The sequence below is a fragment of the Marinobacter sp. CH_CUG1437-1 genome, from assembly GCF_037029655.1.
Taxonomy (GTDB): domain Bacteria; phylum Pseudomonadota; class Gammaproteobacteria; order Pseudomonadales; family Oleiphilaceae; genus Marinobacter; species Marinobacter salsuginis.
Genome location: NZ_JAYMEW010000002.1, coordinates 458578 through 473124, shown reverse-complemented (window position 1 = coordinate 473124; position 14547 = coordinate 458578). Strand labels below are relative to the sequence as shown.

At 57.8% G+C, this 14547-nt stretch carries 14 protein-coding genes; 4 read left to right on the top strand and 10 right to left on the bottom strand.

Going from position 1 to position 14547, the window contains the following annotated elements:
- Positions 1-9: 9 nt before the first annotated feature.
- Positions 10-2280 carry an ATP-dependent Clp protease ATP-binding subunit ClpA gene (gene clpA / locus WA411_RS07565; protein WP_136631785.1) on the top strand — a complete coding sequence of 757 codons (2271 nt, stop codon included), beginning with the start codon at positions 10-12 and terminating at the stop codon, positions 2278-2280.
- A gap of 104 nt (positions 2281-2384) precedes the next feature.
- Here clpA and infA read toward each other — a convergent pair whose 3' ends face one another.
- The 9 genes from infA to WA411_RS07520 all read right to left on the bottom strand — a co-directional run bounded on the left by infA (position 2385) and on the right by WA411_RS07520 (position 9382).
- The gene (gene infA / locus WA411_RS07560) at positions 2385-2603 is read right to left on the bottom strand and encodes a translation initiation factor IF-1 (RefSeq protein ID WP_008169200.1); all 219 of its coding nucleotides are present in this window, start codon (positions 2601-2603) and stop codon (positions 2385-2387) included.
- Between the two features lie 80 nt (positions 2604-2683).
- Positions 2684-3397: an arginyltransferase gene (locus WA411_RS07555; RefSeq protein WP_136631784.1), complete on the bottom strand. Its 714-nt coding sequence runs from the start codon at positions 3395-3397 to the stop codon at positions 2684-2686.
- Complete coding sequence (gene aat, locus WA411_RS07550) at positions 3398-4111, bottom strand: leucyl/phenylalanyl-tRNA--protein transferase (protein WP_222464685.1); 714 nt, start codon at positions 4109-4111, stop codon at positions 3398-3400.
- 200 nt (positions 4112-4311) lie between these two features.
- A complete protein-coding gene (gene trxB, locus WA411_RS07545) occupies positions 4312-5265 on the bottom strand; it encodes a thioredoxin-disulfide reductase (RefSeq protein ID WP_291907268.1) in 954 nt (317 codons plus the stop codon).
- A 140-nt stretch (positions 5266-5405) separates the two neighbouring features.
- On the bottom strand, positions 5406-6317 hold the full coding sequence (locus WA411_RS07540) for an AAA family ATPase (RefSeq protein WP_069183390.1): 912 nt from the start codon (positions 6315-6317) through the stop codon (positions 5406-5408).
- Positions 6318-6324: 7 nt separating this feature from the next.
- The gene (locus WA411_RS07535) at positions 6325-7248 is read right to left on the bottom strand and encodes a carbon-nitrogen hydrolase (protein WP_291907271.1); all 924 of its coding nucleotides are present in this window, start codon (positions 7246-7248) and stop codon (positions 6325-6327) included.
- The gene (locus WA411_RS07530) at positions 7248-8297 is read right to left on the bottom strand and encodes an agmatine deiminase family protein (RefSeq protein WP_291907273.1); all 1050 of its coding nucleotides are present in this window, start codon (positions 8295-8297) and stop codon (positions 7248-7250) included. The genes WA411_RS07535 and WA411_RS07530 overlap by 1 nt, the downstream gene beginning before the upstream one ends.
- A gap of 100 nt (positions 8298-8397) precedes the next feature.
- Entirely contained in the window at positions 8398-8700 is a 303-nt protein-coding gene (locus WA411_RS07525) for a hypothetical protein (RefSeq protein ID WP_209397013.1), read from the bottom strand.
- Between the two features lie 94 nt (positions 8701-8794).
- The gene (locus WA411_RS07520) at positions 8795-9382 is read right to left on the bottom strand and encodes a PilZ domain-containing protein (RefSeq protein WP_069183394.1); all 588 of its coding nucleotides are present in this window, start codon (positions 9380-9382) and stop codon (positions 8795-8797) included.
- Between the two features lie 129 nt (positions 9383-9511).
- Here WA411_RS07520 and WA411_RS07515 point away from each other — a divergent pair, with 129 nt between their 5' ends.
- Together WA411_RS07515 and WA411_RS07510 are read left to right on the top strand one after the other, a co-directional pair.
- Positions 9512-10753 (top strand): lipoprotein-releasing ABC transporter permease subunit, encoded by a 1242-nt coding sequence (locus tag WA411_RS07515; RefSeq protein WP_069183395.1) that lies wholly within the window; start codon positions 9512-9514, stop codon positions 10751-10753.
- Positions 10754-10766: 13 nt separating this feature from the next.
- Entirely contained in the window at positions 10767-11456 is a 690-nt protein-coding gene (locus tag WA411_RS07510) for an ABC transporter ATP-binding protein (RefSeq protein ID WP_209401018.1), read from the top strand.
- Here the strand turns inward: WA411_RS07510 and WA411_RS07505 are convergent.
- The gene (locus WA411_RS07505; RefSeq protein ID WP_136631775.1) at positions 11444-11989 is read right to left on the bottom strand and encodes a DUF2062 domain-containing protein; all 546 of its coding nucleotides are present in this window, start codon (positions 11987-11989) and stop codon (positions 11444-11446) included. The two genes, WA411_RS07510 and WA411_RS07505, sit on opposite strands and share 13 nt — an antisense overlap.
- Before the next feature lie 81 nt (positions 11990-12070).
- On the opposite strand from WA411_RS07505, the gene WA411_RS07500 reads away from it, so the two are divergent.
- Positions 12071-14503 carry a DNA internalization-related competence protein ComEC/Rec2 gene (locus WA411_RS07500; RefSeq protein WP_291907284.1) on the top strand — a complete coding sequence of 811 codons (2433 nt, stop codon included), beginning with the start codon at positions 12071-12073 and terminating at the stop codon, positions 14501-14503.
- Positions 14504-14547 lie beyond the last annotated feature (44 nt).

The window sequence follows — 14547 nt, the reverse complement described above, 5'->3', positions numbered from 1 at the left end:
GGGTGGCCCATGCTGAGCAAAGATCTAGAAATTACGCTGAATACGGCCTTCAAAAATGCCCGGGACAAGCGTCATGAGTTCATGACTGTGGAGCATTTGTTGCTGGCCCTACTGGATAATGAATCGGCAGTGGGCGTTCTGAAGGCTTGCGGCGCCGACCTCAAGCGGCTTCAGGAAGAACTCGTCGAATTCGTGGATTCAACCACACCACTCATTCCAAGCAGTGACAGTGAGCGGGAGACACAGCCAACACTGGGGTTCCAGCGTGTGCTGCAACGGGCGGTTTTCCATGTGCAGTCCTCCGGCAAGAAAGAGGTAACCGGTGCCAACGTGCTGGTGGCCATTTTCAGCGAACAGGAAAGCCAGGCGGTCTATGTGCTCAAAAAGCAGAGCATTGCCCGGATTGATGTGGTGAACTTCGTTTCTCACGGCATTTCTCGTGTTCAGGGTGCGGAAGACCAGGAAAGCCATGATCAGGCGTCCCATGATGAGGCCGGTGAGGAAGGCGGGCAGTCCAAACCGCTGGAAAGCTATGCCACCAACCTGAATGAGCAGGCCCGCCAGGGCCGTATTGATCCGCTGATTGGGCGCGAACACGAGGTCGAACGGGTGGTTCAGATCCTGGTTCGTCGTCGCAAGAACAACCCGCTGCTGGTGGGGGAGGCCGGTGTCGGCAAGACTGCGATTGCAGAGGGGCTTGCGAAACGTATCGTTGATGGTCAGGTGCCCGACATTATTTCCGATGCGGTGGTCTACTCGCTGGACCTCGGGGCTCTGCTCGCCGGGACCAAGTACCGGGGCGATTTCGAGAAGCGACTGAAAGGGTTGCTTGCCGAGCTCAAGAAAGAAAACCACGCAATCCTGTTCATTGACGAGATTCATACCATCATCGGAGCGGGTTCCGCATCCGGTGGCGTGATGGATGCCTCCAACCTTCTCAAGCCCATGCTCAGTTCCGGGGAAATCCGGTGCATTGGTTCAACCACATTCCAGGAGTTCCGGGGTATTTTCGAGAAGGATAGCGCCCTGGCTCGCCGGTTCCAGAAGATCGATGTAAACGAGCCGAGCGTTGAGGATACCTATCAAATACTGAAAGGCCTCAAACCCAATTTCGAAAAGCACCACGATCTCAAGTACACCGACAAGGCCCTGCGCGTAGCCGCCGAACTGTCAGACCGCTACATCACTGATCGTCATTTGCCGGACAAGGCCATCGACGTGATTGATGAAGCGGGTGCCCGCCAGAGGCTGCAGCCTGAAGGCAAGCGCAAGAAAACCGTTGATGTCACCGAGATCGAGGATGTGGTTGCGAACATTGCCCGCATCCCGCCGAAGAACGTCTCCACCAGCGACAAGGATCTGCTGCGGAACCTGGAACGGGATCTGAAGATGACCGTGTTCGGCCAGGATCCGGCGATCGAATCGCTGTCCACCGCTATCAAGCTGGCACGAGCCGGGCTGAAGGCGCCCGAGAAGCCAGAGGGTGCGTTCCTGTTCGCAGGGCCGACCGGTGTCGGGAAAACCGAGGTTACCAAGCAGTTGGCCAAGGTTCTTGGCATCGAGCTGGTACGTTTTGACATGTCCGAGTACATGGAGCGCCATACGGTTTCACGGCTGATCGGTGCGCCTCCGGGCTACGTTGGCTACGATCAGGGCGGCCTGTTGACCGAATCGGTCAACAAGCATCCGCACTGCGTGCTCCTGCTGGATGAGATCGAGAAGGCCCATCCGGAAGTGTTCAACCTGCTGCTGCAGGTCATGGACCATGGCACGCTGACCGATAATAACGGTCGGAAAGCGGATTTCCGCCATGTCATCCTGGTGATGACCACCAACGCCGGGGCCGAGAGTATGGCCCGTCGGTCCATCGGCTTCAGCGAGCAGGACCATAGCACCGACGGTATGGAAATCATCAGCAAGACCTTCACACCGGAGTTCCGCAACCGTCTGGACGGCATCATCCAGTTTGGTGACTTGCAGATGGATACCATCACTCACGTGGTGGACAAGTTCCTCACCGAATTGCAGGCACAGCTGGACGAGAAGCATGTGGTTCTGCATGTGGATGACGATGCCAAAGCCTGGTTGGCCGAGAAGGGATACGACGTCACCATGGGTGCCCGCCCGATGTCGCGGCTGATCCAGGATAAGATCAAGCGGCCGCTGGCCGAGCAGATCCTGTTCGGGCGTTTGTCGGAGAAGGGCGGTGATGTCTTCATCCACCTTCGTGATGACGAGCTGGTATTCGAGTACGAGGACGAGCCTGCCGAGGCGGTCTGATCTACTTGAGGAAATAAAAAACCGCTGCCCGGGCAACCGGCAGCGGTTTTTTTTAGCTACAACGAAAAAAGCCCCCGAAGGGGCTTTCAGATGTCACGTGAGCATCAACGGGCGCGGTAGACAATGCGGCCCTTGCTCAGGTCGTAGGGAGTCAGCTCAACCTTGACCTTGTCACCTGTCAGGATGCGGATGTAGTTCTTGCGCATCTTGCCGGAGATATGAGCTGTCACAACATGGCCGTTGCTGAGCTCAACGCGGAACATGGTGTTTGGAAGGGTGTCGATGATAACGCCTTCCATTTCAATGGCATCTGATTTCGGCATTCAGTAGAAACCTCGTTTGGATATGCTTTCCGTAATTTTAAATTGCGCAATTCTGCCTGATTTATCGGCGTTTGGCAAAGTTAGCCTGGGTCCAGTTCACGCCAGTGGCCGTCTCTTAGCGCCTCGATCGGGCGGAAGCGGGTTTTATAGTTCATTTTCCGGCATTGCTTGATCCAGTACCCAAGATACAGGTGGGGCAGCCCTCTGCGGCGAGCTTCCTCGATTTGCCAGAGGATTGCGTAAGTGCCAAGGCTCCTGTCATCAAGATCGGGGTCGAAAACGGTGTAAATAGCCGACAACCCGTCGTCCAGCAGGTCCACGGCCGCCAACCCCACCAATCGCTCATCCTTGTGGATTTCCAGGAACCAGGAGTCCGTTGCCCCTTCCACCAGGAACGACGTGAACTGCTCCCGGGTCGGCGGATACATGTCGCCATCCTGGTGTCGCTGCTCAATGTAGTTGGCATACAGCTGGTAGTACCTTTCCGCAAAGGTCGCTGGCACCATCGTGCACTTCAGGTCTGAGTTCTTCTTCAGCACCCGCCGCTGGCTTCTGTCCGGGCTGAAATCGTCAACCTTGAGTCGGACCGGGATGCAGGCATTACACTGTTCGCAATGGGGACGGTAATAATGAGAACCGCTGCGGCGAAAACCAAGAGCGGTCAGTTGGCTGTAAAGCTTTTTATCAATGTGGGCCCGCGGATCCACAAACATGGTGGTCGCCTCGCGGTCTGGCAGGTAGCTGCAATCGTGGGGCGGCGTTGCGAAGAACACCAGGGTTCTGAGATTGCTCATTCACTCCTCCGGCCCGGGCCAACGCCATCTGAAGGTCCAGTCGGTCTGATCCGGTTTCTGATCGATGCTCATCCTGAGTATAGATAAAAACTCTTCCCGTGGAATAGTCCGTGCGCCCATGGTCAGGAGGTGTCTGCTCTCCACCTGGCAATCCATGATCCGATAACCCCAAAGCTGTAACTGGTGCGCCAGATGAACCATGAGAACCTTGGAGGCATTGGTTTCCAGGGAAAACATGGATTCCCCGAAGAAGCACCGGCCAATGGCCAGGCCATACATGCCACCGGCCAGTTCACCGCGACGGTTCCATATTTCGATGGAGTGGGCGACGCCCATGCGGTGCAGCTCGGAATAGCTGGCAATCATTTCTTCGGTGATCCAGGTGCCTTCGGCCCGCGTTGACGCACAGAGTCGGATAATCCGTCCGAAGTGTCTGTCGGCGGTCACCTCGAAGCGTTGCTGGTTCAGGGTGCGGCGCAGGCTGCGTGACACGTGGATTTCGTTCGGGAACAGGACGCATCTGGGGTTGGGTGACCACCACAGGATGGGCTGGTCGTCGCTGTACCAGGGAAAAATGCCGTTGCGGTAGGCAAGGATGAGTCGTTCAGTGGACAGGTCCCCGCCGAGGGCGAGGAGGCCGTCCGGGTCGTCCAGGGCTTCGTTGGCGGGGGGGAACCAGAGTTGGTCCGGGTCTAGCCAGGGTAGTGAGGTCATCCTTCTCCGGCAATTACTGCAATGTTTCGGTTCTATTCTACAGAGTACCGGCCGGTGGGAGCCGCCTTCTGAAACACGCTGTGAATACGTCCTTGTACGCTTGGCTCCGCCATCCATGGCTCCGCACAGTTTCAGAAGGCGGCTCCCACCGGCCTTCGCAAACTTTTGAGTTCGCGTTCCTTTTCTTTACTCAAGCACAATCAGTCTTGCTGATCCAGAAACTTTTCCGCATCCAGGGCCGCCATGCAACCGAAGCCGGCGGAGGTGACGGCCTGGCGGTAGACGTGGTCGGCTACGTCGCCAGCGGCGAAGACGCCGGGGATGCTGCTCTGGGTGGCCATGCCCTCAAGGCCGGAGCGGATGCGGATGTAGCCGTTTTCCATGTCCAGCTGGCCCTGAAACAGGTCGGTGTTGGGTTTGTGGCCAATGGCGATGAAGACGCCGGCCAGGTCCATTTCCTGGGTGGAGCCGTCTTTGGTGCTCTTGATGCGCATGCCGGTCACGCCGGTGCCGTCGCCGAGGACCTCGTCGAGGGTGTGGTCCCAGACGATGTTCACGTTGCCGTTTTCGGCTTTTTCAAACAGTTTGTCCTGGAGGATCTTTTCGGCGCGCAGGCTATCGCGGCGGTGTACCAGGGTGACTTCGTCGGCGATGTTGGACAGGTACAGGGCCTCTTCGACGGCGGTGTTGCCGCCACCGATAACGGCGACTTTCTGTTTCTTGTAGAAGAAACCGTCGCAGGTGGCGCAGGCGGAGACGCCCTGGCCTTTGAATTTTTCTTCCGATTCCAGGCCCAGGTACATGGCTGAGGCGCCGGTGGCGATGATCAGGGCATCGCAGGTGTATTCACCGCCGTCGCCCTTGAGCCGGAAGGGGCGGTTGCGCAGGTCAGCCTCGTTGATGGTGTCGTAGACGATGCTGGTTTCGAAGCGTTCGGCGTGTTTGAGCATGCGCTGCATGAGCTCCGGGCCCTGAACGCCGTCGTTGTCTCCGGGCCAGTTGTCGACGTCGGTGGTGGTGGTGAGCTGGCCGCCGACTTCAATACCGGTAATCAGGGTCGGGTTCAGGTTGGCGCGGGCTGCGTAGACAGCAGCGGTGTAGCCTGCGGGGCCGGAACCAAGGATGATCAGTCGGGAATGTTTGGTGTCGCTCATTGGGAATTCTCTCACTGAAAAAGCCGTACGTTGCCAGGCCCTGTTCCGGGCCAGACGCTTCGGGGAAAGGAGCAAAGGCTAACATGAAAGGCGCGGTCTGCCATTCGTTTTGGCCAATTCCGCTTATAAAACCTTGCTATTTACTCAAGCACGGAAACGGTTGCCAGCAGCTGACGAACCCTTTCCGCACTTTTGCCGGACTCGCCCTGTTCGAGGCGGTGGGCTGCTACTGCTGGGAAAACCGCCTGAATGTCGTCTGGCAACACGTGATGCCGTCCTTCCATGAGCGCCCAGGCCTTGGCGGCCCGGACGAGTCCCAGGCCGGCGCGGGGCGAAAGCCCGTACAGAAGGCCCGGCATTCTCCGACTCTGTTCCAGCAATCGCTGCACGTAATCGAGAAGCGCCGGGCTGGCGGTTATCCTTGTTACACCTTCCTGCAGGGTTTTCAGGTCGGCCTGGGAGAGCAGGGTGGGAAGCTTTTCGGTCATGGTGCGGCGGTCTTCGCCTTCCAGCAGTTCCCGTTCGGCCCGGGGGTCCGGGTAGCCCAGGTGAAGGCGCATAAGGAACCGGTCCAGTTGGGACTCGGGTAGAGGGTAGGTCCCTCCCTGTTCAATGGGGTTCTGGGTGGCAATCACGAAGAACGGGTGGGGCAGTGGACGGGTCTCGCCCTCAATGGATACCTGCCGTTCTTCCATGGCTTCCAACAGGGCACTCTGGGTACGAGGTGATGCCCGGTTAATTTCGTCAGCCAGAACCACCTGGGCAAAGATCGGCCCAGGATGGAACACCAGGCTGCCGGCCTGCTTGTCGTACATGGAATAACCAAGCACATCCGCGGGAAGCAGGTCGTTGGTGAACTGGATTCGCTGGTAGCTCAGCCCCATCACCTTGGCCAGGGCATGGGAGAGGGTGGTCTTGCCCATGCCGGGGATGTCTTCGATCAGCAGGTGCCCTCGCGCCAGTAGACCGCACAGGGCCAAACGCACCTGTTGCTCCTTGCCCAGAAGTATCTGGTTCAGTTCACTGACTACGGTATCAACCAGCTTTTTCATTCCGGCCTCAGTCCCTTACGCGTTTGAGGATGTCGCCATAGGCGTCGATGCGACGATCTCTCAAATACGGCCAGATCCGGCGAATCGATTCACTGCGGGTGCGATCGAGGCTTACAGACAGAATGCACTCGGAGCTGTCATCGCCCCGGGAAAGGAATTCACCCTGCGGTCCGCAGATAAAACTGTTGCCCCAGAAACGAATGCCGTCACTGTGTCCGGACGGATCCGGTTCTGTGCCGACCCGATTCGGCGCCACGACAGGGAGATTATTGGCAACCGCATGGCCTCTCTGGACGGTGACCCAGGCTTCCAGTTGACGCGCCTGCTCATCCGGGTCATCGGTAACATCCCAGCCGATAGCGGTGGGGTAGATGAGCATCTCCGCTCCGGCCAAGGCCATCAGGCGGGCAGCCTCGGGGTACCACTGGTCCCAGCAAACCAGCACGCCCAGCCTGCCAACAGATGTATCAATGGGCGTGAAGCCGCTCCTGCCATCATTGAACTGGGCGTCACCCGGGGTGAAGTAGAATTTCTCATAGAATCCCGGGTCGTCCGGAATGTGCATCTTCCGGTACAGCCCTGCCATTGAGCCATCTTTCTCAAATACGACGGCAGTGTTGTGGTAAACGCCGTTCATCCGCCGTTCGAAAATGGAGCCAACCAACACAACACCCAGTTCGCGGGCCAGATCGGAGAGGCGATTGCTGGTGGGGCCGGGAATCGGCTCGGCCAATTCGAAAACGGCCGTATCTTCAGTCTGGCAGAAGTAAAGGGTGGCGTGGAGCTCCTGCAGAATAACCAGGTCTGCGCCACTGGCTGCGGCTTCGCGAACCAGTTTTTCGGTAACGGCCAGGCTGGCTGCCTTGTCACTGCTGCAGGCCTGCTGGATGGCAGCAATGTTGATTTGGTTCTTGCGCGCTTCGCTGCTCATTAACTGACTACTCCGGCCGGGATTTGCATGGTCGCACAGTGAAGGCTGCCATGCTGGTAAATCAAGGGCCGGCAATCAATCGGTATTATCTCCCTGGACGGAAAAATCTTTTTCATGACAGCAATGGCGTCTTGGTCCTGCGGCACGTCATACACCGGAAGCAACACAGCATTGTTGATTATCAAGAAATTTGCGTAGGTTGCGGGCAGGCGTTCTCCGTCCTCGTCATGAATGGCATCGGGCCAGGGCAGAGCCGTCAATCGATAAGGAGAGCCGTCGGCCTGGCGAAACTCCTGGAGCTCTTCTTCCATGGCCGCCAGCGCACTGTAGTGCTCGTCGGCGACATCGGGGCAGGCTACATAACAGATATGATCCGGTGCGCAGAATCGGGCCAGGGTATCGATATGGCTGTCGGTGTCGTCGCCGGCAAGGTAGCCATGGTTGAGCCAGAGAATCCGCTGGACGCCCAATATTTCTGAGAGAAGTTGCTCTATGGCTGTCCGGTCCATGGCAGGATTTCGGGTCGGCGTCAGCAGGCATTCAGACGTTGTCAGCAAGGTGCCCTGGCCATCCGATTCAAAGGAGCCGCCCTCAAGCACGAAATTCACCTGCTGCATCGCGGTTGTGCCGAATACACCTGCGTTGAACAGGTGAGTGTTCAGCGCATCATCTTTTTCCGACGGAAACTTTCCGCCCCAGGCGTTGAACCGGAAATCCAGCAGTGCCGGCCCCTCATCGGTCAGGATGGTAATCGGCCCATGGTCTCTCGCCCAGGTATCGTTTGCTGGCGCTGGAACGCTCTTTACACGGCCAGGGAGCCCGTTCTCCTCAGCGTAGAGATTCAGTTGCTGCTCAAGCTCCTGCAGACGTATCACATGTTCGCAACTTACAACCAGATGCTCGTGTCGGAGAACAGCTTTCGCAATGTTTTCGAAGACCGGCTCCACCTCTTCCATAACGCCTGCCCAGTCGGTTCCCGGATGGGGCCAGGTCAGCATCACGGCACTCTGGGGAGCCCACTCGGCGGGCAACACTCGTTTGGTTGTCACTACGTCACCTTGAATCATAAAAGACGGCATTCTAACCAACGATTGGTTGAACGTCAGGACATAAGGAAGGTATTTCCGACCCGAAAAGTCCCTCGGGCCCTCAGCGATTATGTTTGAGAACGGTATGGATAACCCGGTTGCCTTCGAAATACACCACGAAGTCCTGGTAATGCCACTGGGTGATCGGTGGCTGGCCTACCGGGCCCTGAATTTCCATGGGCGCACCCCAGGAAGCGCGGACTGACGACTGGCTCATTCCCGAGCCGGGAAAGCTGGCTTGGTCACGATCGGCCTGGGAGCCAACCGGCACGCGGATTTCTTCAGCTACCGCGGACGTCATCGGAAGAAAGGCCAGTGTGGCAGTCACTGCCAGTGCGCCGAACAGGGTAGTTTGTTTTCTCATTGATGGGTCTCCATGAAAACTGGCGTCCTCGGAAGGACATGGATAAAGCGTAATATCCGAAAAAGACTAGCAAAAGTCACCCGTTTTCCCCAGTCTACTCTTTTTGGCGCTGTCGAATCTGCCACCGCATCACATGCCGTGCGATTTGTTGGCGATCGCCGTCATCAATCCGGGAAAATTCGGTGTGGACCCTTGCCCCGCCTGAAGAGTCGGGGTGTACCTCAATCACACGGGCATGTGCCTGGGGTTGGAAAAGTTCGGGCGGGAGGGTCATCCGGACAGCAAGCCGGTCTCCGGGATGCCAGGCAGGGGTGCTGCTGAAGAATGACAGGCCGCCTTCGCTCAGGGTTACATCCTGCCAGTCCTCAGGTTGCAACGGATTTTGCTCAAAGGCCATAATGCGCGCAAGCGTATCCAGCTTGCCGTTCAGGGATTTGATCAGTCCGGTAAGCAGTCGGTCTTTTTCGGCAAGACTGGCAAGCTGGGATTTTACGTCCTGGTCCAGCCGCCTGAATTCAGCTTTCAGGCTTTCAAGGTGGTCGCCATCGAAGGCATTCCCGTCCAGTGGGGTGCCAGGGGCCAGCTTGCGGATCTCCAGGCCGATCCGGTCTTCAATGCGGTAAAAGTCCCGGCGTTCGGGGGAATAGTCCACCGGTTCGTTTGGAATGTCGGACGACTGCATCGCGGCTCCGGAAAGCTGAATTTTTATTGGCACAGAACAGTTTAGCAGTTTCCCTCCGTGCTGGAAGGCAGAAGGTACTCGGGAAAACCAGACCACGACAGACCTGAAGGTAGCAACAGGCACCTCTTCATGTTCAGACCCTTATCATTTTACATTGGCTTGCGATACACGGCCGCCAAGCGCCGCAATCACTTCATATCCTTTATTTCACTGACTTCGATGATCGGGCTGATGCTTGGAGTGGCGGTGCTTATCATTGTGTTGTCCGTCATGAATGGCTTCGACCGGGAGCTCAAGCAGAGAATTCTCGGGATGGTGCCCCACGCCACCATACAGGGTGCCGGTCCTCTGGATGATTGGCAGTCGGTGGATGCCCGGGTTCAGCAGCATCCCAGGGTGCTGGCCGCGGCCCCTTTTATCCAGGGGCAGGGGATGGTGACCGGTGGCGGTAATGTTCGTGGCGTTATGCTCAATGGTGTTCTTCCAGAGGAAGAGCGCACGGTGTCCATCATTGAGAACCATATGATCGAAGGAGGGCTGGACGATCTGGTCTCCGGCGAGTTTGGCATCATCATCGGTCGTTTGATGGCGGCCAGCCTGCGGCTGCAGGTGGGTGACAAGGTGACTGTCGTGCTGCCGGAAGCCTCGGTGACCCCGGCGGGAGTGCTGCCAAGGCTCAAGCGATTTACGGTGAAGGGCATTTTCAGTGTCGGTGCTGAACTGGATGGCAACTACACGCTGATTCATATGGATGACGCAGCCAAGCTTATGCGAACCGGGGGCAAGGCGGAGGGCGTTCGTCTGCTGGTGGATGACCTGTTCGCAGCGCCCAAGGTTTCGCAGCAGGCGGCTGAGGCGTTGGGCGGCCGCTATTACGTATCTGACTGGACCCGCACCCACGGCAATCTTTTCCAGGCCATCCGCATGGAGAAAACCATGATCGGTCTGCTGCTGATGTTTATCGTTGCCGTAGCGGCCTTCAATATCGTCTCCACACTGGTCATGGTGGTCACTGACAAAACCGGAGACATCGCGATCCTCAGGACCATGGGAGCAACGCCGGGTCGGATCATGCGCATTTTTATCGTCCAGGGGGCGGTCATCGGTATCTTCGGAACCATCGTTGGCACAGCGCTTGGCGTTTTTGGTGCACTTAATATCAGTGCCTTTATCTCCTGGCTGGAGGGCGCGCTGGGCCACCAGTTCCTGAGTGCGGACGTTTACTTCATCAGCTACCTGCCATCCCAGTTGCAATGGCAGGATGTTTTCATAATCAGCGGCGCCGGACTTGCAATGAGCCTTTTGGCAACCATATACCCGGCCTGGCGGGCCTCGAGGGTGGATCCGGCGGAGGCGCTTCGCTATGAGTAAGGAACATGCCGCTATGGCGCATTCTGCACCGGTGATCGATTGTCGTCAGGTAACCCGGACCTATAACGAGGGCCTCGGAAAACTGACCATTTTTTCAGATATTTCGCTGGAAGTTGCCCAGGGCGAGACCGTAGCCATCGTTGGCAGCAGCGGTGCCGGTAAGACAACCCTGCTGAATCTCCTGGGCGGGCTCGACAAGCCGTCGTCCGGCCAGATTGCTATCTGCGGTGAGGACATCCATCGGCTATCTGAAGCTCGGCGGGCCAGGTTCCGCAACGCCCATCTGGGATTTGTCTATCAGTTTCATCACCTGTTGCCGGAATTTACCGCGCTTGAAAACGTCATGATGCCGTGCGCCCTGGGTGGTATGGCGGTATCCAAATCGCGAGACAAAGCAAGCAGTTTGCTGGAACGGGTGGGTCTTGCAGAACGGCTGGATCACAAACCCGGCGAGCTCTCCGGTGGCGAACGCCAGCGGGTGGCCATTGCCCGGGCATTGGTAAATGAGCCGGACTGCGTGTTGATGGATGAGCCGACCGGCAACCTGGATGAGCACACCGGCGAGGGGGTTCAGGCCCTGATCGAATCCCTCAGGGATCAGCTGGGCATTGCCTTTGTCATGGTAACCCATGACATGAAAATGGCCCGGAGTCTGGGGCGGGTCATGCGCCTGGAGCAGGGCCGGCTGATTCAGGAAGTCTGATCAGCAGCCCGGCGGCGTCTCAATCTTGCGGTTCGGCGCACTTGCCAGTCCGAGCGGATTTTCCTGCGCCAGAGATACTGGATGATCAAATAGGCAAGGCAGGCTGATATGGTTGCGACCACCAGTGAACCGAGGTAGAGCGGAATGCCGATATCCAGCAGCCGCTCGCTGATCCAGGACCAGGACAGTTCAAACTCAAAGCTGAGTACAGGTCGGTCCAGGGCCCAGGCGCCGATTTTGTAGTTGAAATAGAACATCGGCGGCATGGTCACCGGGTTGCTGATCCAGACCAGAACCACCGACAGTGGCAGATTGGCATTGAACCAGATAGCGAAGAAGGCTGCGGCGAGCATCTGGAAGGGCATGGGAATAAAGCAGAACCAGATGCCGACCAGAAACGCCCTAGCAACACTGTGTCGGTTGATGTGCCAGAGGTTCGGTTCATGAAGAATATCGCCCAGAAAGCTCAGCGACTGCATCGCTTGCACCTTCTCTGGTGAGGGCAGATAGCGTTTCATGAACTTCTTTGGCATTGGAAGTTCTGCCTTTAAACGGAGTTAGTATACCGGCACATCGGATGTCGCCGGTGTTTATGACAAACAGGAGGACAAGGATTGTCCGGAAGTCTCAACCGACCGGTATGCTCGTATGGCAAGTCCGGTTCCGCAGTAGTGGGCGTTGTCGCCTTCTCTTGTGGCGTTATCTTACTGTATTGGTTGTCGATACTGCCACCTTCCGAGTGGTTGCTCGCCGCGATATTTCTGCTCGCCGTTGCCCTGTCCTGTTCTCTTTCGACACTTGCCTCTCGGCTAACAGTGTTCGCCCTTGGTCTTTTCCTGGGGCTGTTCTGGGCCTCCTGGCATGCCGGAGACCGTCTTTCGACCGTCCTCCCGGCCAGCCTGGAAGGGGAGCGCCTCTCGGTTTCGGGATACCTGTGCGACATTCCTTCTCCCGGAAGCTTTAACAGTTTACGTTTTAGTCTTTGTGTCACCCACTGGCACAACCTTCCCATCGAAGCCGGGCAGGAAGCAAGGATGCCGGGCCTGCTCAGGCTGGCCTGGTATGGTCGCGGCAGCCAATACCTTCCCGGCGCCCGGCTGCGGTTGGATGTTGCTCTCAAGCGTCCCCACGGCACGCTGAATCCTGCCGGTTTCCGCTATGAAGACTGGCTCTTCCGGAAAGGGTATCGTGCCACGGGAAGCGTCCGTAATGTTCGGTTGGACACGACGGTAGACTGTTCGCTGCACTGCCAGTACCGGCGCCTGCATCTTTCGCTTGAACGCTGGACGAGGGAGCAGTTTGGCAGCGCCAGGCACTTTCCGTTGGTTGCCTCGCTGTTGATTGGCCACCGCGGGCACATGGAACAGAACCACTGGGATGTGCTCAAGGCGACCGGTACCATTCACCTGGTGGCGATTTCGGGCCTACACCTCGGTCTGGTGGCCCTGGGTGCCGGCGTTGTATGTAGGCGGCTGTTACTGTTATGGCCGGCGCGATGGGTCAGCGATGAGGCCAGACGCGGGATCGTATTTTCCTCGATAGTGATTTGTTGTCTGGTTTATGCGCTGGCCGCCGGCTTTACTGTGCCAACACGACGCGCCCTCATCATGGTTATCGCAGGTGGGTGGCTGATTCTGCTCAGTCGTCAGGCGCCGGTGTGGCAGGCGTTTCTGGCTGCTCTTACAGCCGTTCTTGTACTGGATCCCTTTGCGCCCCTGGATCAAGGGTTCTGGTTGTCATTCACCGCTGTCGCCGTGTTGATAGCTGTGTTCTCGGCCCGGCTGGCGGGGACGGGACCGGCGTCCGGGCTCGTTATTGCGCAGCTCGCCGTCTTCGGCGGTTTATGGCCAATCCTCGAAGTATTCGGCCAGGGTCAGCCTCTGGTTGGTCTGCTGACCAACCTGGTGGCCATTCCGTGGGTATCTCTTGTGGTCATGCCGGTGCTGGTGACCGGAGGGCTGGTTACTGCCGTGGTCCCGGGCGCTGCCCAGGTGTTTGTGCCAATGTTCGATTGGGCACTGGGCGTGCTCTGGCACGTTCTGACATGGTTCTCGGAGTGGCAGTCGCCGGACATTGAGGCCAGCCTTGCCGAGGTAGTTGGCTGGGGGTTGCTGGCCGTTACGCTCGTATTCGTGCCTTTTACCGGATTTCGGCTGGTTGGCGCTCTGTTGGCGGTGTTCTGGTTGATGGTTCCGGGCCAAGCCTTGATGAAGAACCCCTATCTGGGCACACCGGAAATACGGGTCTGGGATGTGGGGCAGGGCCTGTCGGTACTTATCCGTGATGGCCATGAAGCCCTGGTGTACGACACCGGTCCTGCCGTTCCGGGTGTGTTTTCGGCTGTTGAATCAACCCTGCTACCGAATCTGGCGGCCGAAGGCATACGTCGGATCGACACCCTCCTAATCAGCCACGCAGACAGTGATCATGCCGGCGGGGTAGCCGAACTCACCCAGAAGATCGAAGTCGGACAAGTTATCGCTGGCGAGCCGGTGGCCGTTATGCAGCAGGTCGCCGATCGGCCTGTTTCGGGCTGCAAGCGCTCAAACCAGAAGCTGGGCGGCCTGATTCTGGAGTTCTGGCAGGGGGAGGGTGCGACAGAAGGTAACGATGCGTCCTGTGTGCTGCGGATTTACCATCCAGAATCTGGCACCGAATGGCTCCTGCCGGGGGATATTACCGACCACATGGAAGCCCGGTATCTGGCTTATCTTGCTGATCGAGAGGATCTTCAGGCGCCGGTTACCCGGGTGCTTGTGGCGCCACACCATGGCAGCAAAACGTCATCCTCAGAAGCCTGGGTTCGGGCGTTGAAGCCGGATCGGGTTATCTACACTGCCGGGTATCGCCACCGGTACGGCCATCCTCACCCGACGGTAACTGCCCGCTATGCAGGGATAGGAGCCGTTTCGTTCAATACAGCCTGTTCTGGCAGCATAGTGATGACCATCGAGGATAACCGGTTGGCGTTAAAGGAAATGCGCCATGGGACGCCATTCTGGATTGGTGGCCCGGGACTCACCCGGGACCAATGTAAAATACCGTGACATTGCAGGTGTGGCCTCCACCGGTAGCTATGCTAAAGTAGCGC